The organism is Candidatus Nitrospira neuquenensis (genome assembly GCF_979578155.1).
Map to the genome: position 1 here is coordinate 18,725 of NZ_CEFZDU010000014.1, position 23,443 is coordinate 42,167.

At 66.3% G+C, this 23,443-nt stretch carries 28 protein-coding genes; 17 read left to right on the plus strand and 11 right to left on the minus strand.

Going from position 1 to position 23,443, the window contains the following annotated elements; genetic code table 11:
* The 8 genes from AC1U7O_RS07350 to AC1U7O_RS07385 form a co-directional block, all read right to left on the minus strand.
* Positions 1-1,035, minus strand: a complete 1,035-nt coding sequence (locus tag AC1U7O_RS07350; RefSeq protein WP_479894067.1) for a hypothetical protein — start codon at positions 1,033-1,035, stop codon at positions 1-3.
* 172 nt (positions 1,036-1,207) lie between these two features.
* On the minus strand, positions 1,208-1,525 hold the full coding sequence (locus AC1U7O_RS07355; RefSeq protein WP_479894068.1) for a hypothetical protein: 318 nt from the start codon (positions 1,523-1,525) through the stop codon (positions 1,208-1,210).
* A 59-nt stretch (positions 1,526-1,584) separates the two neighbouring features.
* Positions 1,585-2,736 (minus strand): hypothetical protein, encoded by a 1,152-nt coding sequence (locus tag AC1U7O_RS07360; RefSeq protein WP_479894069.1) that lies wholly within the window; start codon positions 2,734-2,736, stop codon positions 1,585-1,587.
* Complete coding sequence (locus tag AC1U7O_RS07365; protein WP_479894070.1) at positions 2,736-3,935, minus strand: nucleotidyltransferase family protein; 1,200 nt, start codon at positions 3,933-3,935, stop codon at positions 2,736-2,738. The genes AC1U7O_RS07360 and AC1U7O_RS07365 overlap by 1 nt, the downstream gene beginning before the upstream one ends.
* 4 nt (positions 3,936-3,939) lie before the next feature.
* On the minus strand, positions 3,940-4,152 hold the full coding sequence (locus AC1U7O_RS07370; protein ID WP_479894071.1) for a hypothetical protein: 213 nt from the start codon (positions 4,150-4,152) through the stop codon (positions 3,940-3,942).
* Positions 4,153-4,166: 14 nt separating this feature from the next.
* Positions 4,167-5,036: a hypothetical protein gene (locus AC1U7O_RS07375; RefSeq protein ID WP_479894072.1), complete on the minus strand. Its 870-nt coding sequence runs from the start codon at positions 5,034-5,036 to the stop codon at positions 4,167-4,169.
* A gap of 10 nt (positions 5,037-5,046) precedes the next feature.
* On the minus strand, positions 5,047-5,325 hold the full coding sequence (locus AC1U7O_RS07380; protein ID WP_479894073.1) for a PqqD family protein: 279 nt from the start codon (positions 5,323-5,325) through the stop codon (positions 5,047-5,049).
* A 339-nt stretch (positions 5,326-5,664) separates the two neighbouring features.
* The gene (locus tag AC1U7O_RS07385; protein WP_479894074.1) at positions 5,665-5,904 is read right to left on the minus strand and encodes a helix-turn-helix transcriptional regulator; all 240 of its coding nucleotides are present in this window, start codon (positions 5,902-5,904) and stop codon (positions 5,665-5,667) included.
* Positions 5,905-6,268: 364 nt separating this feature from the next.
* On the opposite strand from AC1U7O_RS07385, the gene AC1U7O_RS07390 reads away from it, so the two are divergent.
* The 6 genes from AC1U7O_RS07390 to AC1U7O_RS07415 all read left to right on the plus strand — a co-directional run bounded on the left by AC1U7O_RS07390 (position 6,269) and on the right by AC1U7O_RS07415 (position 12,898).
* Positions 6,269-6,451 (plus strand): hypothetical protein, encoded by a 183-nt coding sequence (locus AC1U7O_RS07390; RefSeq protein WP_479894075.1) that lies wholly within the window; start codon positions 6,269-6,271, stop codon positions 6,449-6,451.
* A 3-nt stretch (positions 6,452-6,454) separates the two neighbouring features.
* The gene (locus AC1U7O_RS07395) at positions 6,455-7,462 is read left to right on the plus strand and encodes a DUF6094 domain-containing protein (RefSeq protein WP_479894076.1); all 1,008 of its coding nucleotides are present in this window, start codon (positions 6,455-6,457) and stop codon (positions 7,460-7,462) included.
* Positions 7,449-8,048 (plus strand): hypothetical protein, encoded by a 600-nt coding sequence (locus AC1U7O_RS07400; RefSeq protein ID WP_479894077.1) that lies wholly within the window; start codon positions 7,449-7,451, stop codon positions 8,046-8,048. The genes AC1U7O_RS07395 and AC1U7O_RS07400 overlap by 14 nt, the downstream gene beginning before the upstream one ends.
* Positions 8,049-8,080: 32 nt before the next feature.
* A complete protein-coding gene (locus AC1U7O_RS07405) occupies positions 8,081-10,267 on the plus strand; it encodes a helicase-related protein (RefSeq protein WP_479894078.1) in 2,187 nt (728 codons plus the stop codon).
* A gap of 301 nt (positions 10,268-10,568) precedes the next feature.
* Entirely contained in the window at positions 10,569-11,726 is a 1,158-nt protein-coding gene (locus AC1U7O_RS07410) for a hypothetical protein (protein WP_479894079.1), read from the plus strand.
* Positions 11,723-12,898 (plus strand): recombination directionality factor, encoded by a 1,176-nt coding sequence (locus tag AC1U7O_RS07415; RefSeq protein WP_479894080.1) that lies wholly within the window; start codon positions 11,723-11,725, stop codon positions 12,896-12,898. Before AC1U7O_RS07410 ends, AC1U7O_RS07415 begins: the two co-directional genes overlap by 4 nt.
* A gap of 121 nt (positions 12,899-13,019) precedes the next feature.
* Here AC1U7O_RS07415 and AC1U7O_RS07420 read toward each other — a convergent pair whose 3' ends face one another.
* On the minus strand, positions 13,020-13,409 hold the full coding sequence (locus tag AC1U7O_RS07420; protein WP_479894081.1) for a hypothetical protein: 390 nt from the start codon (positions 13,407-13,409) through the stop codon (positions 13,020-13,022).
* A 226-nt stretch (positions 13,410-13,635) separates the two neighbouring features.
* Between AC1U7O_RS07420 and AC1U7O_RS07425 the strand changes: the two genes are divergently transcribed.
* The 4 genes from AC1U7O_RS07425 to AC1U7O_RS07440 all read left to right on the plus strand — a co-directional run bounded on the left by AC1U7O_RS07425 (position 13,636) and on the right by AC1U7O_RS07440 (position 16,420).
* Entirely contained in the window at positions 13,636-14,049 is a 414-nt protein-coding gene (locus AC1U7O_RS07425; RefSeq protein ID WP_479894082.1) for a hypothetical protein, read from the plus strand.
* 2 nt (positions 14,050-14,051) lie between these two features.
* Complete coding sequence (locus AC1U7O_RS07430) at positions 14,052-14,759, plus strand: hypothetical protein (protein WP_479894083.1); 708 nt, start codon at positions 14,052-14,054, stop codon at positions 14,757-14,759.
* Positions 14,756-15,979: a ParB N-terminal domain-containing protein gene (locus AC1U7O_RS07435; RefSeq protein WP_479894084.1), complete on the plus strand. Its 1,224-nt coding sequence runs from the start codon at positions 14,756-14,758 to the stop codon at positions 15,977-15,979. Before AC1U7O_RS07430 ends, AC1U7O_RS07435 begins: the two co-directional genes overlap by 4 nt.
* A 132-nt stretch (positions 15,980-16,111) precedes the next feature.
* On the plus strand, positions 16,112-16,420 hold the full coding sequence (locus AC1U7O_RS07440; protein ID WP_479894085.1) for a PilZ domain-containing protein: 309 nt from the start codon (positions 16,112-16,114) through the stop codon (positions 16,418-16,420).
* 80 nt (positions 16,421-16,500) lie between these two features.
* Here AC1U7O_RS07440 and AC1U7O_RS07445 read toward each other — a convergent pair whose 3' ends face one another.
* Positions 16,501-16,956 carry a hypothetical protein gene (locus AC1U7O_RS07445; protein WP_479894086.1) on the minus strand — a complete coding sequence of 152 codons (456 nt, stop codon included), beginning with the start codon at positions 16,954-16,956 and terminating at the stop codon, positions 16,501-16,503.
* Between the two features lie 80 nt (positions 16,957-17,036).
* Positions 17,037-17,651 (minus strand): hypothetical protein, encoded by a 615-nt coding sequence (locus AC1U7O_RS07450; RefSeq protein ID WP_479894087.1) that lies wholly within the window; start codon positions 17,649-17,651, stop codon positions 17,037-17,039.
* Positions 17,652-18,044: 393 nt separating this feature from the next.
* Between AC1U7O_RS07450 and AC1U7O_RS07455 the strand changes: the two genes are divergently transcribed.
* From AC1U7O_RS07455 to AC1U7O_RS07485, 7 genes are all read left to right on the plus strand, one after another.
* Positions 18,045-18,254, plus strand: coding sequence for a hypothetical protein (locus AC1U7O_RS07455; protein ID WP_479894088.1), 210 nt, complete (start codon positions 18,045-18,047; stop codon positions 18,252-18,254).
* Between the two features lie 43 nt (positions 18,255-18,297).
* The gene (locus tag AC1U7O_RS07460) at positions 18,298-19,110 is read left to right on the plus strand and encodes a hypothetical protein (protein WP_479894089.1); all 813 of its coding nucleotides are present in this window, start codon (positions 18,298-18,300) and stop codon (positions 19,108-19,110) included.
* A gap of 51 nt (positions 19,111-19,161) precedes the next feature.
* Entirely contained in the window at positions 19,162-21,363 is a 2,202-nt protein-coding gene (gene recD2, locus AC1U7O_RS07465; protein ID WP_479894090.1) for an SF1B family DNA helicase RecD2, read from the plus strand.
* Positions 21,364-21,466: 103 nt separating this feature from the next.
* Complete coding sequence (locus AC1U7O_RS07470) at positions 21,467-21,757, plus strand: TraA family conjugative transfer protein (protein ID WP_479894091.1); 291 nt, start codon at positions 21,467-21,469, stop codon at positions 21,755-21,757.
* Between the two features lie 18 nt (positions 21,758-21,775).
* On the plus strand, positions 21,776-22,051 hold the full coding sequence (traL, locus tag AC1U7O_RS07475; protein WP_479894092.1) for a type IV conjugative transfer system protein TraL: 276 nt from the start codon (positions 21,776-21,778) through the stop codon (positions 22,049-22,051).
* Positions 22,052-22,062: 11 nt separating this feature from the next.
* Positions 22,063-22,683, plus strand: coding sequence for a TraE/TraK family type IV conjugative transfer system protein (locus AC1U7O_RS07480; RefSeq protein WP_479894093.1), 621 nt, complete (start codon positions 22,063-22,065; stop codon positions 22,681-22,683).
* Entirely contained in the window at positions 22,680-23,435 is a 756-nt protein-coding gene (locus tag AC1U7O_RS07485; RefSeq protein WP_479894094.1) for a hypothetical protein, read from the plus strand. The genes AC1U7O_RS07480 and AC1U7O_RS07485 overlap by 4 nt, the downstream gene beginning before the upstream one ends.
* Positions 23,436-23,443: the final 8 nt, after the last annotated feature.

Here is a 23,443-nt window from a genome sequence, read left to right on the forward strand (position 1 = left end):
CTAGCGCATGATCACCTTGCCGGTTTCGCTCCAGTACCAGAAGATCGAGAAATTCGGATAGATCGCGTCGATGGCGTTCTGGCCCGCCACCGTGAACAGCACGCCCGCCGCCGCCACCCAGTTGTCCAGGAAGCGCCACTGGAGCGCCGGCTCGACGCCGATGGTCGTGAAGCCGTTCCTCGCGCCGCGATTGAGGTCGTGGCCGTCCAGCCGCCAGGGGAGGCCGCTCAACGTGCTGAGCTCCACGTTGTAGCCGAAGCCGCGCTTGTCGTCGAGGATGTGCTCGACGATGAGCCGCGTGTTCACGACGTCGCCGGTGTAGGTCGTGCCCCTCGCGTCGCTACCCGGCGCCGCGTAGGTGTAGAACACGGCCGCGCTGATCCGCACGGGCTGGAGGTTCTTCCGCGTCATCAACCCCTCGGTGAACCCCAGCTCGCCGAAGCGGGTGTTCGGCAGACGGCCGAGGGGGGCGAAGCCGCCGGGCGGCTTGTCCGTGCCCGCCCACCTGCTCGTGGGCAGCACCAGTTGGCTGTACGTCGTGAGGGACGGCCGCCACCCGCTCGGGTCCTGGACGATGGGGCGGTACTTCACGATCAGGGAGGTGTCGCCCATCCCGATGTCCGAGCTGTCGGCCGATCCGCCGGTGCGGTTGGCCGCAGCCGTGTCCCTGGCCCAGAAGGCGGTCAGTCCGGTCGCGAGGCCGAGCTCGACGTGGTTCGTGAGGCCGTAGGCGACATTGACGGAAGGGGCGATCGAGGTGAGGTGGACGGGGCCGCGCTTGGCGTCGCTCGCGAAGCCGAGCTGGTTGCCGAAGCTGCGCTCGCTGAACTGGGTGAAGAGAAACTCACGGACCGAGGCCTGGCCCTTGGGTTGGATGTCCACGGCTTGGAGCAGGATGGGGCCGTGGGAGAAGGGGTTCCAGCTCTTGCGGTACGCCTTGATGTCCTCGTCCGTCGGTACCCAATCGAATGCCGTGGAAGGCGCTGGCCCAATGAGCAGGAAACTCAGGAGCACGATGCCGGGAGCGGTTCTCATGGCGACCTCATATCTCATAAATACGACCGATATAATAATGTACAATATAATTAAATAAAGAATATAAGTCAACAAATAATAAACAAGCAAATATTACAATATCTTATGAAATCATCATCGATGGGAAAGAAAATTCGACGCCGAAACCGCTAACAGACAAGAGAGGTTTAGATCAATCTTTCAATCGAGCCCGGCATCCGCCGCAGACCTTCGGATCCAGACAAAATCCTCCGTTGGTCCATGGGCGCGCCCGGCAGTTCGGGCAGAAGAAGAGGATACTGGCGATCAGGAAGGAGACGACGATGCCGAGCAGCGGCAGGAAGACGGCCGTGATGCCGACCGCCCGTGCCCCTCCCGGCAGAACCATCCGCACCAGGTTTCCCACCAGCACCACTCCCAGCAGGCCGGCGATCCCTATGATCGCAAGGATGATCCGCCGGCGCCGTTGGAAGTCACGGACGATCTTCTTTCCGGTGATATCGAGCTTCATGGCCGCACGTCAGACTATCGTGGAACTCCCGCGCGATTCAAGCCGATTGTCGGAGGGGGTCAGGACGTAGGAGAGTCGCCGTCGGCCTGGCCGCGCGGGGCATAGAGGGGCATGGACGGCTTGGCCAGCCGATACATCTTCCCGGCCGCGGCTTCGGCGCAGATCGCCGCCGCGCCGCCGGTCAGCGTCGCGCACGCCGCATGCGCCTTGGCCTCGTCGTAGTCGGCCAGCTTTTCGATCACGCCCTCGATGCAGACCCGCTGCTCGTCCGCGTTCCGCTGATCGCAGAGGTCGGGCAAGAGGGCGGGGCGCTTGCCGACGGCCTTCGTGTAGATCGCGCCCAGGCCGTGGAAGCAGCCGAGTCGCAGGCGGTCGCGCAGGGCCGAGCATTCCGCCTTCAAGCGGTTCCTATCCGCGCCGAGGCTGTCCCGGATGGGGCGGAGCATGTACCGGTAGCAGGCGGCGGGAAACTTCGTAAAGGTGTCGCAGGGGTAGTGCAGGGTGGGGCGGGGCGCGGCCTTGCCCCGTTCTATCCGCGCCTGCCGGTCCATCTTGTATTCCATGAACACGCCGGTCGCGCAGTAGTAGGCCATTCCCGCCTCGGCGAAACGGTCGCACCCGTCCAGGGCCCGCCCCAGGTCGTGCTGCGTCGCCAGCATGAGCGCGTGGCCCAGGCCATGGGCACAGTTGCCCGGCCGGTACGAGCCGGCGAGGGGGGCTTTGGCGCAGAGCCGGTCCATCGTCGCCGTGATCGCGTCCAGCGAGTCGTCGCCGAGCACGCCGGTGATCACGCCGTGCATGCAGCCGCTGGTGCAGCGGGTTCCGCACTCGCCCAGGGCCCGGCCCAGGTCCCGCGAGCGTTCGTACAGCGCGACGCCCAGGTCGTGCGCCTGCGCGTGGCAGTAAGGATAGGACAGCTCAAGAAAGTCCAGCAGCGCCGGGGCTCCCAGCAGCGGCAGGTAACGTGCGAACACCGGCCCGGCGTCGTCGGCCGCCTTGTACGCCTCCGTGAACTCGTGCTTGAGCCGACGGTCCGCCGTCTCCCAGGCCCATGCCCTGCCCCCGACCTGTCCCCCGTCCTCGGTCACCTCCAACTCGACGTCATCGAGGTCCTCTTCCGGGGCGGGGAGCCGCCACAGCCAGAAGCCGGCGAGGAGAAGGAGCAGGGTCGCCGCGGCAGCGGCCGCGCGACATCCGGCCTTGCGGGCCATCACGGCCGGTCCTCCCCGGGGACGAGGAGTCCCCGCACCAGCCGGCCGGCGACGGCCAGCAGATGCAGCGCGCAGAGCTGGAGCACGTGGCGTAGCCGTGAGAGCGGCGTGGGCCGCACGACGTCGGTCGGCTCCGCGAGCGTACTCTCCCGCCACATGATCTGGACGAAGGCGGGTCCGTACCCGCCCAGCGCCCGGCGTCTGAGGCGAAGGAGCAGGTCGCGTCCCACGGCGAAGTGCAGGCGCTCCGGCCAGGCGCCTCCACGCTCCAGCCGGTCGATCTCGCGTCCGCCCGCCTCGACCGCCGACCGGAGCGCGACATCGGTCGACGACAGGCAGGGAAACAGACGGTCGATCTGGGCGAGGTAGGCGCCGAGCACGAGATCCAGCCCGGCCCCGGCCGCCCGCTCCACGAGCCGGCGCTCCTCACCGCGCCTCTCCACGCGCCGGTAGAGCAGGGCCGCCTCGTAGGCCTTCCAGAGCTTCAGCCGATGGAGCTGGTGGTCCTGGAGCGTGTCGTGCAGAAACCGGAGGTACATCTGGTCGATCGCCTCGGGCAGGTACAGGGTGGCGCCGATGGAGCCGGCGGGCCGGGCGCGCGCCCAGATGCCGGCGGCGTCGCCGTGCTCGGGAATCCGTGACAGCCGCCAGTGGAGGTCCACGACGATCCCATCCCGGTCCATCGGGTGCTCCACGTCGGGCAGCACGAGCTCCGCCGTCCGGGGGCGGTAGCCCAGCCGGGAGAGGCAGGCGATGGCCGCCTCACGCCGCTCCGGTGGGACCAACAGATCGAGGTCGGTCATGACCCGGATCGAGGGCGAGGGATAGATCGGCTCCAGGAGGGCGACGGCCCCCTTGAGCGGCATGACGGGCATGCCTGCACCCCCGAGGGCCTCGACCACGCGATGCAGCTCGGCGGCCAGCACGAAGTTGCGCCTGGCGTTGGCGGCATGGGCTTCGCGCAAGGAGTCCTGCTCCGACGGGGTGAAGCGATCGAGGCGGCCCGTTTCGGTCAGGCGTGCGTAGAGCGCGGGGCCCAGCCGCTCGTCGAGAAGGTCCCGGAGGGTGAAGGGACGGGCGGGGGACGGCGCTCGGCGGGGATCGGGCGCCAGCAGCCCGATCAGGGGATCGTCCGCCCGGTCGCCCTCTTCGACGGAGGGGGTGTGCGCATCCGGTCTCGACCGCGGGGAGAGCGGCAAGGTCTCAGTCGCCGGGCGACTTTTTCCCGTTCGCCATGACTTCCGGGATCGAGAGCGACGTGATCATGGCGACCGTCGCGCCGGTCGTGACCAACAGGCGCTTGACGAACTCCCGGCGTCCGGGGTCCATCTCTTCCAAGATCCGGTCGTGGATGTCAGCCTCGTCGTTGCGGGGCGCGCCGGGGGACAAGGGCTCTGGCTCGTGATGTCTGCTCATACGAGTACCCCCTCTTAGAGAGTGCACAGGGACGGCGCAGGGGAGGAAACCTCGGCCGTCGCGCAGGCCCGCGGCCTCGCGACGGCCGAGGCCGGGCCCAGGAACCAATCGAGCGCGCGCTCGGCGCCCCCGCGCCACAGGGGAAGGCGGGTGAGCGCGCGGACGAGCGTGTCGAGCGAAGGCCCGCAGAGCGCCGTGCCGTCGCCCCAGGCGTGGGGGAGCAGGGCGGAGAGGCGTTCCCATTGCGGTACGGGCCGCAGCGGCTCATCCATCCGCTCCCGAGACAACAGGATCAGGGCGGCCAGGCGGGCGCGGCGAGCGGCCGGCCGGGCCGGGGCCACGTACCAGAGGCGGTGTCCGCCCCAGCGCGACGGCCGTCCCGCCGGCCGCGCGCGTCCCAGCTCGGGGAATATCCGGAAGGTACCCTCCTTCGCCGCATAGGCTCTCGGGTAGGCTTCCACCGCACCCGTCGTCGGATCCCAGAGGTGAATCTCGTCGGAGAGCGCGGCGGCCCCGGTCGCCATCGCGCGAAGCAGAAGGGAGGTTTTGCCCGCACCGGGCTCGCCCAGGAAGAGAACGGCGCCGCCCGCCGTCGTGAGCAGCCCGCTGGAGTGGAGCGGAATGGCCTCGCCGGAGGCGGCTAGGTAACGGGCCCTGATCCGGGCCTCGACCGCGGGGACCAGGGTGTCCCGACGGTCGCTCCGGTAGGGCTCGCCGATGCCGATCAGAGAAAACCCCGAAGCCGCGGCTCTGACCCGCAGGACGGCGTCCGGCGGCGCGACGGCCGCTGGCGCGGCGGGAAAAAGCCTTTCCAGAGCCGGCCGAGCCTCTTCCACGTCGCTTTCGACGGCGACACGCACAACACCGATGTCGTAGCGGATCATGAACATCGGGTCACGGGGGTGCCGGGACGACCAATCCTTCCCCCTTGAGCGTATCCAGCGCATCCGACACCGACCGGCGCCGACGCTCATCCCCTTCGCCGGCCAGCTCAATGATGCGGTCCGCCGAGCGCTTCCCGTCGCACAGGAGCCAGACGACGGTCGCCCAGCCGTTCAGCGAATGCAGCCGCTTGGTCGCGGGGTCGAGGATCAACGACCCGTCCTCCACCTCAAGGAAACGCAGTCCGGGTACAGGGGTCGGAACCCACCCCACGAGTTGGTCTAGGGGCATGCCCGTAGCCTACTGATTTGTCCGGCAATTGTCAAACCTGACATGGGGAGGATGAGACGATCCGGCGGGCGAGGGCCGTCCCGGAGGCGCCGCGGCGACGACACCGTCCAAGCCCAGGGTCGCCGCATGGCGAGCGCGGAGACACAGCTCCGCTCGCCCCGATAGTGGTGAGGCGAGCGGCCCAGGCTAGCGTGGAATGGTGGCGGTGGAGGGGATCGAATACACGGTCTAAGTATTGGATTCATAATCAGGTTAGTGCGTTAATTTCTGCCGGTGTCCCCACCCAGTGTCCCCACCCTGGTTAGTGCGCGAAGGGTGGGGACACTCGGTCCGGCGGAGTCACGCCGCCCGTTCGGTGCGTCGAGCCGCGATTGTCTGGAGCCAGGTCGTAATTTCGCTCGCGAGCCAGCCGGAGGAACGTGCGCCAAGCTTCAACGGCGCAGGAAATGTACCTAGCTTGATCTTGCGGTAAATTGTTGCGGTTGACAGACCCGTGCGCTCTTTGACCTCGGGCAATCTCAAAACTCTATCTTCCACGTGAATCCTCCGTTGAATACCCAGCCAATGATCTCCTCTCATCTCACATCACATAGAACTATTACGTCCCGTCCCTAGGCCGGGAGGAAGTCAACATCGAGAAATTCCATCCATTCCCCGCCCGCCCGCCCGGCCGTAATAGAGAACTATAGACGTGTCGCTGCCGTAGGTCCCTGGTTGCCTTCAGGACCGAACCACCCCACGACTGCACTGCCTTTCGACCTGCTACGGTTCTGTCTGAATCCGTCCACCGACTCCATTTCCTGACCGGCCCCGTCTGCACCCTTCCGTTCGAGCCACCCGCGCCTAAGTGGCGGGACGGCCGCGCGCGATCCGTTCTGATCCTGCAGCCCTTTTCAGCATCAACCCAGACATGCACCCACACCAAACCGAGAGGAGGTCTCCGATGAACGGACAACTGGTCCGGGCTCGTCTGCGCCAGGTCTTCCCCGGCGCCTTTCTGCTCACGAAGCGCTGCCGCTGCACCGTACATGTCTTCGGCGAGGGGCCCGACGCCCAGGTCGGGGTCGCTCCGTGCAGCCGGTGCCGGCGCTATGCGCGGTACCGGCCACTCCAGGGGCGAGCCTGACGCATGGCGAGACTCGCCTCCCAAGCCAAGATGGGGTTCTATCCGACCCCGCCGCTCAGCCTGGCGAAGATCGGGACCTGGCTGCGGCCCAAGGACAAGCACCGAGACGCTCACAACGCCTTGCTGGATCCCTGTTGCGGGAACGGCCAGGCGCTGGCGGCCATCGCCACACGGTTCCCAAGATGCCGCACCTGGGGGATCGAACTGGATGTGGACCGGGCGATGCAGGCTCACCAGGCGCTCGACGTGGCGATCCAGGGCTCGATCTTTGACGTCCGGATTACGCCGCTTGCGTGCATGGGGCTGCTGTGGCTGAACCCGCCCTATGAGGCGGACGGTCGCGGGCGGTCCGAAGTGGCGTTTTTGAAGCACAGCATCAACTGGCTCGCGCCCGAGGGAATCTTGGTGTTCATCGTCCCGGAAGCGGTGGTTCAGGATCCCAAGACGGCGAGCTGGATCGGCCAGCATTTCCAGCGCATCACGGTCCTTCGACTCGTCACCACCGAGTACCCGCTGTTCAAGCAGGTTGTCCTGTTCGGCGTGAAGCGGGCAACGCAAGTTCCGCCGGAAGTGGCGGAGGCCATCGCCGGCGGGCCCACTCCGCACCTGGACGAGCCGGGCCTCCGCGGGGACCCGTATCTCATTCCGTCCACCGACGGCCCCTCGTTCGCGCAGGCGGGCGAGACGATCTCGGACGACGACCTCCGGCAAGACCTACCGAAGCTCCAGGACGACGTCGCCAAGCTCTGCGCGACCGCTCGCCTGGAAGCAGGCGCCTTGAGTCCGATCTTGCCCTTGCGGAAGGGGCACCTCGTGGCGCTGCTGACGGCCGGCCTGCTGGATGGGCGGGTGTCGGGCCCGAACGGCGACCTGGTGATCAAGGGATTTTCGACGCGCGTGCAGCACACGCGCGAAGACCACGTGGAGCACAAGGAAATCACGACGGACACGTACGCGGTCGGGATCCGTGTCCTCGATCTCACACAAGGAGGCTGGTATGACATCACCTGACGCGACGGCTGTGGCACCGGCGGCCGATGTCCGGACGATCGTGGCCGGGGGCGTCTCGGTCCAGTCCCCGCTCGCGCTGTACGAAGCCGCGTCGCCCAACCGTCTGGTCCTGCTGTCGGTTTATGGCTCGCCGCAGCAGACCCGGGCGATCACGGCCTTGCTGGCGACGGGCACGGTCCTGGAGACCGAGGATGCCGCGGGGGAGACCCTGGGACTCCAGCGGCCCGAGGCCCTCCGCATCCGCGGCCGGGCGGTTGGCTACGGCAAGCATCACCTGCTGTGCTGGGATGACACCATCCGAGAGTCGCACGTGATCTGGACGGCGCCGGAACAGAAAGCTGCCCGGCTGCGGCAGGCGCTGAGCCGGCGGAAGATCCCCTACGATCCCGCCTGGCTGCCGGACCTGGAAGCGTTGCTGGTGGCCGGGGGATATCTCGAACCCCTCGCGGGGTGGGGGCCGGCGAGCGGCTGGCTGGCCCGGTGGGATGACGACGCCATCTGCACGGCGTTGATCGAGCGATACGGGCAGACGAGAGCGGCGAGGGTCACTCCGCGCCGCAAGCGGAAGGCCGAGCAAGCCGCCTAGCGAGGCGGAACCCGGCGCACTGGAGGACACGCTTGCGCGTTTCGCTGTCTGAATTTCTGGAGACCCACGCGGTTCAGTTGGCCGCCACGCTCGAGACCAAGCTGACCCCCCTTTACAACCCGGAGCGGCCCGAGGGAGTCGAGGCCTACGCCGACCGCTTGCGAGGCCTGAACCGGGACCTCTTTCCTGTCCAGGCCGAAGTCGTGAAGGGGGTCGCCAAGGCCCTCTATGCCTGCGAACGGACTCGGGTGTTTGTCGTCGGCGAGCAAGGGTGCGGCAAGACGACCCTGGGCTTGGCGACCGTGGCGGTGGCGCCCCGGCCGCAGCGGACCCTGACGGTCTGTCCCAGCCACCTCGTGGACAAGTGGATCCGGGAAGCCAAGGCGGTGATCCCGGACGTGCGGACGGTCGATCTGACCGTGCGGCATGTCATCACCCTCCTGGACGAGATCCGCACGATCACGACGCGCCCGGAACGGCATGAACTCTACGTAATCTCCAAGGAGCGGCTCAAGCTCAGCTACGACTGGAGGCCGGCGGCCTGGAAGCGAGGCCGGTTTGGCGGGCCGCATTGCCCCCGCTGCGGCGAACGCGCGCAGGCGGGAGACGAGATCCTGACCTGGGAGCAACTGGAAACCAAGCGGCGAGCCTGCGGGTGCTGCGGCGAGCCGCTCTGGCAAGCCGATCCCAGGATCCGGCGGATGGCGCCGTTCGAATACATGAAGCACCGGCTCAAGCGGTTCTTCGACGTCACTATCCTCGACGAGGTCCACGAATTCAAGGGCGGGGATACGCTGCAGGGACAGGCCATGGGCGGCGTCATGACCCTGGCGCCGCGCACCCTCGCCCTGACGGGGACGCTGAACGGCGGGTATGCCGATGATCTCTTCTACCTGCTCTACCGGATGAGTCCGGAGCGGCTCAAGCAGGACGGCTTCGAATACGGGCACGTGACTGCGTTCCAGGAACGCTACGGAGTGATGGAGATCGTCAAGGACCTGGAAGACGGGGAGGACCACCGATACGGCCGGGGACGAAAGAAGCACATCATGGTGCGCAAGCGCCCCGGCGTCTCCCCGGTGGTGATCGGCCGGCATCTGCTGGATAGGGCCGTCTTCGTCCGGCTTGCGGACGTGATCGACGGGCTCCCGCCGTATGAGGAGCGCGTCGTGACGATCGAGATGGAAGGGGACCAGGCCCGGGAGTACCGTGCGCTCGAGGCGACGTTGCGCCAGGCCGTCAAGCAGCATGGGCGCCGGGCCTTGGGCGCGTTGCTGCAAGCGCTGCTCTCGTATCCTGATTCCTGCCCGCAGTTCGAGGAAGTGATCGCCATTCGGGACAAGCTGCGCCAGGTCGTCGAGGTGGTGACGGCGCCCCGCCTCGCGATGCCGGACGCGGGCCTGTTGCCGAAAGAACGGGCGTTGCTCACCGATCTGGCGCTTGAGCGGGCGGAGGGCCGGAAGGTGCTGCTCTACGTGACCTTCACGGACTCGCGCGACATCCGCCCGCGGCTGAAACGGATCCTGGAGGTCGCCGGCCATCGGGTCGGCGTGCTGGACCGGGCGATCCCGCCGAAACAGCGGGAGGCCTGGGTGGCGGCCCACCAGCACGAGTGGGATGTCCTGCTAGCGAACCCCGAGCTGGTGAAGACCGGCCTGGACTTCTACGACTTTCCCACCATCGCGTTCTACCAGACCGGCTACAATCTGTTTACCCTCCGGCAGGGCGCGAGGCGGAGTTGGAGAATTGGGCAGGAGCAGCCTGTTAAGGTGATTTTCTACGTGTACAAGGCCACCATGCAGTCGGTCGCCATCTACCTGATGGCGAAGAAGCTGCAGACGGCGCTGCTCGTCGAAGGCGATCTCCCGGAGGGCTTGGCAGAGTACGGCCAGACCAGCGCCTCGCTGATCGAGGAAATGGGGAGGGCGCTGGCCGAAGGGCGGCACTACACCGGGGCGGAGGCGGCCTGGGCGGAATTCCGCAAGAAGGAGATCGAAGTGCAGCTCGCCTTCGGCGAGTCGGCCGATCGAGTCGAGCGGTGCGTCCAGCGCGGCCCGTCCCGGATCAGTGGGGGCACGGCGGCCAGGACCGTCGGTATCAAAGTGGCCGTCACGGCCCGACAGGGACGGGGGAGGCGCGAATCGGTGCTCGAGGTGACCCCGGACGAACTGGAGTCGCTGACGGCCGAGCACGGCGCGTTGCAGGTCGCGCTATTCTAGGCATGACCAGTCAGGAACCCGAGCGCCGCAGGGGGAGCGAGTCCTCCCTCCGCGGCGCTTCTTTCTGCGGGCCTTGCCCCGGCCGCGCGCCCCCGCCGTAATACCTTCAAGAGCGCATGTTCGTGCTGTAGGCCGATCCTCGGCCGAAACGCCCACCTTGCCCTATCCAATCCTCAAGGTATCCCTCGTTCCGGTTCGCGTCCTCACTCTCCACTGACTCGTTCGCCACTCACCAAATTGTCCGCACTCAGACATTGCTTATTCCGAACACTTACGCCGGTCATCTCAACCGATCGAGGAAATGCTCTTGCTCGTTGAAGTCTTGCTCAAAGTCGCCGCCATGGAGGCGGAAGAAACCGAACAGGATTACCGGCCGCGGCCTTCGGCGGCAGGGCCGGAGCACTGCCTGCGCGCGCAGGTCTACGGGGCCCGGGGATTTCCGAGGGAACCCCTCATGGAACGGATGGCGTCGGTGTTCCACGACGGCCATGTCCATGAAGACACGACGGCGACCTGGATCCACAAGTCGGCGTTCATCTTGCACGACCAACAGTTGCGCGTCGTGGCCGGCACCGTGACCCATCAGGGGCAACCCTATGAGGTTGCCGGGTCCATTGACGGGCTGATTTCGGACTTCCTGCGCACCCTCACCTGGCTGTGGGAACACAAAGCCCTGGCCAGTTACATCTTCGAGCGCTACTGGAGCGGCGCCGCGTTGCCGCTCAATTACTTCACGCAATGCGCGCTCTATCTCTACGGCCTCGCCGCGGCCGGGTGGCCGCAGGTCAGACAGGCGTTGCTGGTGATCAAGAACAAGAATACCAGCGACTACCTCGAGTTCCGGTTGGACTATGACCGCGACGCGGACGTGTTGCGGCTCCTGGAAGTCATCCGGGCCAGTACGGGCGAGCGGCGGTTCGAAGTGGAGCGGCCGGGCACCGTGTTCCCGGATCTCCGCCGGCGGGCGCTGGCGCGGTTCGAGGGCATTGAGCGGCATCGGGCCGTCGGAACGCTGCCCGAGCGGCCGTTTCCGGAGCCCGTCAAGTTCCCGTGCCAGTACTGCCAGTACCAGCAGCGCTGCTGGGACGGCTGGAGGCCGGTGCCGCTCGCCGGCCGGATCGAGTTGACGCCGGCGGATGCGGCGATGGTCCTGGAGTTCGAGGCGTTGGCCGCCGAGTTGCGGCCGAAGAATAAGCGCAGGGAGGCGTTGAGCGAGCAGATCGCCCAGCTTCTCAAAGCCAAGGGGGCGAAGGAAGGCCTCCTGGGAGACAAGCTGGTCCGCCTGGAGCAGCGGTCGCCACTGCGCGTGGTTCCGGACCTGCTGCCGGATGACATCCGGGCAGCAGCCACGCGTCCGGTCCCACAGGAATTCCCCAAAGTCCTCCCTGCGCCGCACACCCTGGTCACCCGAACGAGGCGACGGTCGTCACATGGAAGCAAGGAGGGATCGGAGACATGAACCCGCAGGTGGCGCAGTTCACCACTATCAAGGGGCTCTCGGACCGGAGACGGCTGCCTCGGCTGGGCAAGATCCGCCTGGGCGTCAAGGTGCTTGGCAAAGACGGGAAGGAGCATCCGCGTGACGTGGCCTACTTCGTGGTGCCCCCCGAGGTCGCCGCGGCCGGGTATGGGCCGGAGCCGAAGGCCTTGGACGTCATGTTCCCCGTCAACAGCCGGGACGTGATCTTTCCCCAGGCTTACAAATACTACGGGCTCTCCAAGGGGCTGAAGTGCATCGGGAACGGCGAACAGGCGATGCGCCTGGATGAGCAGACCGGCGCCAAGATGCCCTGCGCGTGTCCGTGCGAGTTGCTGGCGTCGGGCCAGTGCGACAAGCGGGCGCACCTGATGGTCATCCTGCCCAAGGTCAATCTGGGCGGGGTGTATCAGATCGACAGCACGAGCTTCCACACAATCGTGGACGTGAACAGCGGGCTGGAGTACGTCGAGAACATGGTCGGAAGGTTCGCGATGGTGCCCCTGGTGCTCAAGCGTGTGCCTCGGGAAACGCACGGGAGCGGCCGGCGGGAGATGCACTACCCCCTGCAACTGGATCTCGCGACCACGGATTTGAACTACATCAACCGTCTGCGGTCGGAAACCAAGATGATCCTGGAGCGGGTGAGCACGCTCGTGATCCCCGCACCGGAGGACGTCAATCCGGAACTTGACGAGGGGGCGACAGAAGTCCAGGAAGAGGACCTGGCTCGGCCCACGGAGCAGGGGCCAGACCTGCCGCAGACGCCGACGGGGTCCCCTGCGCCTCAAGGCTTCGCGCCTTCGCCAGAGGCGAAGGGGGAGCCGACGAACGGAACTGGCCCCAATGGGGCGGCGGTCGGTGCGGAACCGAAGACTCACTCGGTGCCCCAAACCGGGCCGGCGGCGGGACAGGGGCACGGGCTCCGCCTGGCCGACGCGCCGCGGATGATGTCGGAGGCGCAACAGGCCAAGATCCTGCGCCTCTGCGAGGAGGAGCGGATTCCCGAAGATCGGGCGAGAAAGACGATTCAGGGCATGACGATGCGCCAGGCCTCCCACCTCATTGATGCGATGATCAAACGCGGAGACTTCTCCGTGTTCGACCTCGCGGAGATGGGCGAGGGAGCCGGCGTGGGAGAAGAGCGGTACTAAGCGTCCGTTCGTACAGGGAGGGGGTTGACGGCTTCGGTCGTCGGCCCCCTTTTTGCCTTTCCCGCAGGATTCACATCCTGGAGACGGTGGGTCCGACTGCGGCAGGGGATGGTGGTTCCCCTTACGCCAGCGGATGGTGGGTCCCGCGACGCCGTTTCCCGCCCATGCGTGTCAGCGCGTCCGCGGTTGACCGCTCGACGCACTCGCGAGGCAGGATTCCCATGGCCTGCCTCGCCGGATCACCTGGCGACAACTGATCCGCGGTGCCCTTCCTGACTGCGCGTCCCGCCCCGTGCCGTAATACCAAAGTAAATTGAAACTCGCTCACCGGGCTGGTGACGGGTCGAGCCACACAGGGCAGGCGCAGGCCCGGGCGTGTGCTGATGAAAGCCGCATGTGCAGAGACGGAGGTCGCCATCAAAAAAGGGGTCTTGATCTGGTTCTTTGTTTTGCCGATGAACGGTCTGGCCCGCGCGTGCGCCGTGATCCGCTGACAAACCAGTTCGATCACCGGCCCGCGGTCATTCAATCGTCACGTGGGTCCCTATCGAAGCGTTAGGGAGACGGCGTACCGGAGGCTGGGAATGACTCAGCACATGGGTTGTCAATTGGAGCTGCGTGCACAAAGCCGAGAGGATCGGCGACGGACCTTCTTGAATGGGGTTCTCCGGTCCGGACCCGGGTCATTGACCATCGCGCGCCCGCCGACTCCCACCGCCGACGATCCTCATGCCATTTTGCCCACCCTCCTCAACAGCAAGCGCCTGCTGGGAAAGCTGGTGCGCAAGTACGCCGGACTCGACCGGGCCGTCGAGATCGAGGACCTGGAGCAGGAAATGGTCATCGCGGCCATCGAGGCCCAGACGACGTGGGATTCGGTCCGAGGCCGTCACGCGAAGCACACCTTCCATCTCTATCGGTACGGCCAAAAGCAGATGCAGAAGCAGTTCCGGGGGCACGACATTCTGGTGGACATCCTCGACCGTCAGACCGGCGAGACCGTCGGGACGATGCCCTATAGCCAATTCCGGAAACAGAAGCGCCACGTGGACAAGCAGCGGTTTGAGTGGCGGACGAGATCGCGCTTGACGCCGCTGTCCGCGCAACTCGCGGGCGAGGAGGACGAGACCGTGCCGGAGGGAGAGCGGTAGGCATGGGGCCAGGGACGGCCGAGCGGGTGGTGGCGAAGCTGGAGCTGTGGCGCCGGCATCGCCAGCATACCGCGGCCTACCGGAGAACGGCGCGGACGAGGACCGCGGTGGTGCGGCTGCTCAGTGCCGCCGGCGCCTCGCCGCCGAGTCTCGCGGCCGGAGAAGCCTACATCAAGCTGAAGGATCTCCAGCGCCTCCTGGCCCGCCTGTTCGTGGTCACGTGCGGCCTGCGCACCCTCCAGCGGTGGGCCACAGAAGGCCGGTGGGCGCGCGTCCTGCTGGATCTGCTGGTGGCCGCGTCCGACCAGCTCTACTGGACCGCCACGATCCCGGGCCGTGGTAGGCGCGGGATGGAACTGGTGGTGCCCGTGCGATCCCTGCGACCGGGGATTCTGGAGGAAGCCAGGGTGATGGGAGTGCCGGCCGCGGTCGGGATCTACGAAGGCACCATCGAGGAGCGCCTGCGCACGTACCTCAAGGCGCATGACGGCAAGGCCACCTCGTTCCGGCAGATCGCCCGGACGCTCCGCATCCGCCGCCAGACCGTCGCGTGGCTGATGCGGGCGCTGGAGCAACAGGGCGCGATCGCCGTCCTGAAGCTGCCCGGGTTGGGCATCGTCACGCGATGGAACCCCGAGGCGCCGTCGCCGGTCCCGGCGTCTCCCCGCCACCGGTCGACCACGCTCACCACAAGGAGGACATGCGTATGAGCCAGGACATCGTCTGGGTCCCGGTTGAGGAGCTGGAGGTGGAACCGAGCAGAGCGGCGCTGTTCGAGACCACCGAGGAAGAGTATGCGGTCGTGCGGGACGCGATCGCGGCCGCCGGCCGAATCCTCCAACCCCTCCTGGTCGGCCCCCGACAGCCGAGCGGAACCTATCCGGTGTACGCCGGCTTTCAGCGGCGCCGGGCCGCAATCGAGCTCAACCACGCTCGGGTCCCCTGCCTCATCGTGGACTCGCCCAATGAGCAGGTCATCGCGAAATACGATAACGCGTTCCGCCGGCAACTCGACCTCGCGCTCGCCCGGCAACACCGCCTGCGGGCGCAGGCGGAACTCTCCGAGGCGCAGCAGGTCGCCAAACGGGCGATCGCGGACGAGCTGGCCACGCTCCGGGACCGGTTCTTGGCCGCGCTCGCGGCCCATCCCAAGGCCGATCGGGGTCACGTGCTCGAAGCGCTGTTCCGGGAATTGGTGGCCCAACACCCGCAGGTGTCCAAGGCAATCCTGCAGCAGGCGACGCGTGACGCCTTCGTGGCGGACTCGGCGCCCGACCGCGCGGCGGCGGAGGCCGAAGCCGGCCGACTCCAGACCGAGATCCGGGAACTGACGCAGCGACTCGAGGTCGCCACCGCCTCGATCACAGCCCGCCGGGGGGAACTGGAGGAGGCGAACAAGCGCATCGCCGAGTTGGAGAAGAAGCAGCAGTCGCCGAAAACCCCCGACCTCAAGAAGATCCAGAAGGAACTGGACGAGAAGCACGCGCAGGCCGTCGAATTCTCGAAAAAACTCAAGCAAGCCAACACCGACCTCGACGCGGCACGGGATGCGCTCAAGGAGAAGACCAAGCGCCTCGAGGCGGTGGAACATCAGGTGACCACGCTGCGGACCAACGAGGCGTTCTGGCGGCAGAACTGGGAGCAGGTCTGCAATCTCGTTCTGAACACCGATCTCGTCGCTCGTGAGATCTTCCAGGCCTCCGAGCTCCTGCGGCATGTCCATGAGATGCTGGCCGTCAGCAGGGAGTGGCCGGCGGACCTCCATGCGGTGGTGAATAAGGGGATCGGCATGCTGGAAGAGGTCACGGCCAAGATTCGCCAGACGGCGGGCGAAGCCTCCGTGCGGCAGCCTGAGGCCATTTCCAGCAAGGGGAAGGCCAAGGGGAGCAAGGCCAAGGAGAGCAGAACTGAGACAGAGGGCATGGGATGATCGTCGCCCAGCTCAAAGAGCCTGGAGGCACGGAAGCGCAGGCTCATCGAGGACCATGGGGCTACAGCGAGACCGGTTTCTCGTGGAGGGTTCTCTTTACAACATCGGCATAAGTGGTATCCTTGGCTGCTGATGAAGCAGTCCGAGTCTGAACGCCGGGCGTATCCTCGGTTCTCGTACCGCCGCTCGCTGAAATTCCTGGCGTTTCCCTCACCCAATGCGCTACCGAAGCCCAAACTCGTCCGGACCGGAAAGTGCCTCAACGTGAGCTCAGGCGGTCTGGCGCTCTCCACGAAGCGGCCGGGGCTCAAGGTGGGAAGTCGCGTGCTCGCCTGGTTACCTTGGCCTCAGAACAGGTTGGTCCTCCCGCTCCGGCTTCGAGTCGTCCGGTCGGTCTCAGGCTCGCGTGGGACCGTGACGCATGGGCTGGAATTTCTTTAGGTGAGGCAATGGAGTACAGGCCGTGGATTGCAAAGCACTATTCGGATGGTGTGTTTTTCGGTCAGAGAGTGCTGATAGTCTTATTCGGCGTCCCCAGATCTAACATTATCGACGGACGGATCGGGAAAGGTCCATCCCGAACGTCTCGCCAGGAGTCTACGGGTTTCGAATACTTGGGTGAACAGTTGGTCGGCCTGATCCTCCGGGAGTCCCCAACCGTCCTTATGAGGCATGAGAGAGGCGATAATGGTGCCCAGAGCCTGGAATTCCTCAGGTTCAAGCAAATGAGCTTCAGTCCATATTGATTCCAGAGCGTGAATTGCCTTCAGGGCAACAGGTGGTAGCGGAGTATTTCGTCTACCGAGATGAGGCTGGATCACTGAGAGTTGCGTGTAGAGCTGCTGACGCAGCAGAGCTGCCTGCTTCTTCTCCTTTCGCCTTGTATCAACAATCGGCCAGAGCCCGAGGAGGAGAGCAACGACCACAGCAAGCAAGGTACCGATAGCAGATATTGCATCCCAGTTCCATTCTGGCACGATCCCTCCTGGAGAGCCGGAACGGTTCATGATGGGCTGGTCACTATAGGCGGCGCGCAGCCCCTGTCAAAGGGTTCAAGCTAATCCGGGACGTAATGTAGATATTTCTTCTTGTTCTGTTCCCATCGATAGTACTTGATACTCGCGGCCCCTGCATCCCGCACTTTACGAAGGATAGCCTGTACCTCCTTTTTGGATTTCAGGTCTACCTCTGGAAGATGGTGGTAAAACACTGCCCATGAGACAGCCGCTTGTGGAAATCTCGGCGTTTCATCTGCCGTGATGAAGAGGTAGGTCGGTGGAGTGAAGGAGTTCTCTTCCCGATAAGCTTCCCGAAGCTGCTGGGTCAAGGTCTGGTGCGCCGCGCCACATGCGGAGATGACCAGGATAACGGGCCAATCATATCTCTTGAGGCGGGTGCAGATAGGACGTATCTTTGCCGCGAGCTCAGTCCATTTTATGATCTTGGGTCCAAACGCTATCCCCTCCTCGTTGCCGTGAGCTGCGAGGTGGATGCATAAAGGGGAATTCCTCATAGATTGCTGGTCATACGTGGAATCGATGCTCGCGATGAAAGAACAGGTTTTGGCGAAATCGTCGGGAGATATTGCCTGCAGGACGGTGACCTCGTGTCCGATAAGCGCGCAGATAGTCTGAAGAGCAGACGCTTCGGACCGACGCAGGAGAAGGTCCATAGGCGACGGGCCTTCGATGATAAAGAGGCGTAGGGTCTTACTGCGCCACATGCTTATTCTGTTGCCGAGAGTGATCCGTCTCCCCGAAGAGTCTATTGTCTCACCACGGTGTGATTGTCCGTAGATTCCTGGGGGTTGTCAAGGTAACGAGCCAGGCACCAAATCCAAACTCCAAAATCCAGAGCCTGCGAGAGAGACTCTGACCTTCCTGACGTACTGGTAGAACCAACCGCATAGACCGCCTTTCAGACGTCCGTTACTGCCCTCGATCCACGGCGAATCTTCAGCTTAGTTCCGCGCCTTTCCAAGCAGTCCGTGATCGCTCGGGTTGTGCTCACTCCCGTGCCGTCGCCTGTGCGTAATACCGAAGTACCCAGGGGACGAATGAACGGCGTGGGAAGTCTCGAGGATCACTGCCTGAAGTGCAGCGGGTTAATGGTGGACTCCGTCGATCCGCTGGACGATCACCACTACTGCATCAATTGCGGCTGGCGGCCCTCCTGGGTCCAGTGGATCCCGGAGCCCTTGCGGGCGGCCTTGCTCAATCACCAGGACCATCAAGACCGGCTGCCCCGCATGGTCGGACGTCGCGGACGGTCGTAATACGGGAATGGACTGACGGGTTGCTTCGACAAGGAGGATCAGAATGAGGAAGGCGAGTGTTCGGGTCGCGGCTGTACTGCTGGCGATGGGGTTGGGCGTGCTAGGGAGCGTGGCCGACAGCGCGGCCTACTCGCCGCTGAATCTCTCGCCCGGCTATCCCACGAGTCTCGACGATGCCTATCCGGTGCCGCACAAGGAGTGGGTGGTGCAGTCAGGTCTGCGGGCCCACGTGTTTCCGTCGGCCATCCGGGGGCATGCTCCGATCGAGGTGCGGTACGGCGTCGCCAAGGACGTGGAGCTGGACGTGGGCGGAACCGTCCTGCGTGGTCATCCGCTGCATCCCGGAACCCCGGAAGACATGTACGCCGTTCGGGTCGGCGGATTGGGCCGGCTCTACCGGGATGACCAGGTGAGTGTCGGAGTCCGGGTCCAGGCACAGATCCCGACCATGGGGGACCGGAAAAGTCCCGCCCTCAAGAGCACGCTGCTGGTGAGCTGGGATCTGGGGAGCCAGCGGTACTGGCATGTGAACGCGATCTACGAGGCGGCGCCCTCGAACCAGCGCGGGCACTGGCCGGCCGGCGGCACCAGCCAATGGACGGGCGTCACGGGGATGGCCTGGGGCATCCAATCCCTGCCGGTGGCCGTGGTCGCCGACGTGAAGGCGGCGTCGGTGAGGGGCACCGGGAACCCCGCCAAGGACCGCGAGATCATCGTCACGCCGGAACTCGGCGTCGTCGTGCCGATCTCTCAAAATCTTCACCTGCAGGCCAGCGTCGGCCGGGATGTCGGCGGGGCGCCATCCACACAGGCGACGGTCAACGGCTGGGTGGGCCTAACCGTGACCTGGACGTGATCCAGCGCGGATGGCGACCACCCGAGCGGTGAGTTGGGGCGGGAGGGATGTGTGGGACGCCAGCGGGAGAAGGCATCCGCGGAAATGGTCACCGTCGGCGCCGAGGTCGTGCGCGTGGTGTTCCGGAGCGAAGGCAGCGGGTACACCGTGTTGACGATGCGGGCGATGGACGGGGAGCGCGCGCGGTTTCGCGCGATCGGCGAGTTGCCCGAGGGGCTGGTCATCCGGGAGACGCAGGCCTGGCGGGTGACGGGCTATTGGGTCACGTCGCCGCGATACGGCCGGCAGCTCCGCCTGACGAGTCTCGCGCCGCACCAGCCGCCTTCGGCCGAAGCTCTGGAAGCGCTGCTGGCCTCGGGATTGATCAGCGGAGTCGGGCCCGAGCGGGCGCGGCGGATCACGGAGACGTTCGGTGTCTCTGCCTGGGACCTGCTCAATGCCGCTTCGGAGCGCTTGATGGAAGTCCCGGGCATCGGTCCGGGGGTCTTCCGCACCATCACGGAATCCTGGAAGCAGCAGCACCAGCAGGCGGCCCTGCTGTCCCGGCTCTGCGCACTCGGCCTCACCCTTACGCTGGCGGCCAAGGCCCTGAAGCACTTCGGTGCCGGTGCGGACGCGATCATTCAGACCAACCCGTACCGGCTGACGGAGGTGCGAGGGGTCGGGTTTCGGACGGTGGATCCCGTGGCGGAGGCGCTGGGGGTCAAGCCGACCGATCCCTACCGGTTGCGGGCCGGGCTCCGGGAAGTGCTCCGGCTGGCCGCCGCGGCCGGCCACACCTACCTGCCGGAAGTGCAGGTGGGTGAAGCGCTGACGGCGCTCTTGGCGGTGCCCCCAGAGTGCGCGCGGACTGGGATCCGGCAGGCGGCCCACGACGGCGACACAGTTCTCGAGGACGGCCGGCTGTATCCGGCGGACCTGTATCGCGCTGAACGTGAGGTCGAGCAAGGGTTGACGCGCCTCATCCGCCAGCCGCCGGCGATCTGGCAGGGGACGCTGGATCCGCGGCTGACGCCGGAGCAGGGGCGAGCGGTGACCTGGGCGATGACCCGGCCCTGTTCGATCCTGGCGGGGTTGCCCGGCACCGGCAAGACCTTCACGGTCGCGGAGATTGTGCGATTGGCGCGGGCGGAGGGCCAGTGTGTGGCGCTCGCGGCGCCGACGGGCAAAGCGGCCCGGCGCATTACCGAGCTGTCAGGCGTGGAGGCCTGCACCCTGCACCGGCTGCTGGAGTATAGCCCGGCAGATGGGTTCCGGCGCCACGCGGGCTGCCCGCTGGAGGCTGACCTCGTGGTGGTGGACGAGGCCTCGATGATGGACCTGCCGCTCTTCGCGAGCCTGCTGGCCGCGATCGGGCCCCGGACGCGGCTGCTCCTGGTTGGGGACCCCAACCAGTTGCCGTCGGTCGGACCGGGCCAGGTCTTGCGCGATCTGATTGCCAGCGGGTGGGTTCCCGTCACGCGCCTCACCCGGATCCAACGACAGGCCGAGCGGTCCGGGATCATCACGTGGGCGCACCAGATCCACGCGGGCACGCTGCCGCCCCTGCGGAGCGGCGAGTACGGGGCGCTGCAGGATGTGCGGCTGATCCTGCACGACGACCCCCTGGAGCTGGCAGCCAGCCTGGAGGCCATCGTGCGGGAGACGGGTCGGAGTTACGCGCCGCAGGGCATTCAGGTGCTGGCTCCGATGCACCGGGGGTCGCTCGGCACCGATGGGCTGAACCAACGGATTCGGGAGGTCCTGAACCCCGCCGCCGCTCAGGCGCCACGGCTCGGGACCTTCGCCCGTGGCGACCGGGTGGTACAGGTCGTCAACGACTACGAGAAGGAGATCTTCAACGGTGAAGTCGGCGTCGTCGCGAACCTCGATCAGGAGAAAGCGGCCCTGACGGTGAAGCTCGGCGACCGGTCCGTCTGCTACACCGTCGAGGAACTGGGGGACTTGGAGCTCGCCTACTGCCTGACCATCCATAAGGCGCAGGGCTCGGAATTTCCCTGCGTGGTGGTGGTCCTGCATCGCCAGCATGCCGTCCTGCTGCGGCGGGAGCTGCTCTACACCGCGATCACCCGGGCGACGCGCCGGCTGGTGCTCTTGGCGAGCGCGGACGCGCTCCGGATCGCGGCCACGCGGACGGAGGGCGGGCGGCGGTACAGCGGGCTCTGCGGCGCGCGGCCCGGCGGCGCAACGACGCGGCCCTCGGCGGACCGTAATAGGGAAGCGGGCGTGAGCAGGGAGGCGGCGATGGGCTGATCGGCAGGTCGAGACGTGTTGGTGCCCACCGGGGGCGGGGACGGAGGAGTCACACGAACGAGATGAAAGAGGATGAAAGAGATGGATGAGGAGGAGCAGGACGATGGGCAAGACACATGTCGTGGTGATGGCGGTCCTGGTGCTGGCCCTGCCGCTGCTCATGGCCGCGGCGGCCTGGGCCGGCACGGACACGACGTTCGATGAGATCGCCGAAACGATTCGAGGGTGGATGCAGGGGTCGCTCGGGATGGTCCTCTCGCTGTTCGGGGGGATCCTGGGCGTCGGCAGCGCGGTGAAAGGAGACTGGGCCGGACTCGGAACGGGGATCGGGATCGCGGCGGGCTCGTACTACATCCCCAACGTGCTCCCCAGCATCATCACGGGGCTCATGTAACGGGGCAGCCGGGCGGCCATGGACGTCATTCCCCGCTATATCGACAGCCCGCCGCAGGTCCTGTGGTGGGAGCTGGATGAGATCGTCATCCTGATCATCTGCGTCTTCGCGGGCATCGTCAGCCGGGAGCTGACCCTGCTCCTGGGGCTCGGAATCCTCTCGACCATGCTGATCGGCCGGACGAAGCGCGGCAAGAGCGAAGGGGTGGTCATGCACTGGTGCTACTGGTCCTGCCTGCCCATGTTCGCCCTCACGGGGTGCCCGCCGGGAGACGTGCGGGAACTGGTGGAATAGGCTGGGGCGCCGTGAAGTGGTCCCTTTACCGCGAGCATCTGGCGAACGCCCGCACGCTGAACGTCGTGCTGCTGGTCCTGGTCGCCGGCCTGCTCCTCGCCTTGATCGCCAACGGGATGTTCCGGCGGACGGTGGTCCTCCATGTCGCGCCGGTCTCGGTGGAGCGGGAGTACTGGGCGAGCGCCAATCAAGCGAGCGACCAGTACAAGAAGGAGATCGCCCTGTCGCTGATCCCCTACGTCGCCAACGTGAGCCCGGCCAGCGTCCGACTGGGGCACCAGACGTTCCTCCGATACGTCGCCGAAGGCGCCTATGGCCCGCTCAGCGAGGCGCTGCGCGCGGACGAGGAGTACATCGTCAAGAACAACCTGAACCGGTTCTTCGCGCCGGAGTACGCGCGCGTGGACGGCGCCGAAGTGGTCCTGGGCGGGAAGGAGCGGCGGTTCATCGGCCATACCCAGGTGGCGGAGGAAGACCGGGAGTACCGGATCGTCCTCCAGTTCACGGATTGGCGGGTCCAGGTGTCCAGCCTCAGCGCGGGCCTGTTCACGCGGAAATCCAAACCCGAACCTCCCACGATTCCGGCGGCCCAGCAGGCGGAGGCGAACTCGCCGGGCCGGGAGACGTCATGACCTTCCGTCTCGCTGCGCGGCTTCTGGTGGCCGGCGTCCTGGCCCTGGTCCTGTGCGTCACGCCCGCCGCCGGGGCGGTGCAGCGCTTGGAGATCGTGGACGAGGGCGCCGTCACCGCGGCGGTCTCGGCGCGTGACGTGAACGTGATCACGGCCCCCTCCACCGTGATCCAGGCCTACACCTCGAAGCCGGACATCGAGGTCAAGACCCAGGGGCGGCACGTGCTGGTGACGACCGGAACGGCTGCGGGGGAGCTGGTGATCCTGACGGACCAGCAGGTCTACGTCCTCCAGTTGAAGCCGGGGAACGGGCCGTCGGAAACCATCATCCTGTCGGACCGCCGGGGAGCTGACGCGGCGTCGGATCCGGCGGCCGGGCCGGCCCAGGACAGCGCCGACTACGTGGACGGCCTCACCACCGTGATGCGGACGGTCTTCTTAGGCGAGACCCCGCCCGGGGTCGAGGTGGTGGAGACGCCGAAGGACCAGCGGCTGAGCTGGGTGGAACTCGAGCTGGTCCAGGATCGGCTCTACCACGGCCGGGCCTACCTCCTCCGTCGGCTGGAGTGGCGCAACGACACGGGCAGCACGCAGACGTTGCGCGAGCAAGCCTTCTATACCGGCCGCGAGCTGGCCATCGGACTCGATCGCGTGATCGTGGAGCCGGGGCAGTCGGTGGTCGGAGTCCTGGTGTACCCCGCGCCGCGGCGCGAGGCGGCGGCGCCCACCGCCTTGCCGCCGGCGGACCAGTGAGGCCGAGC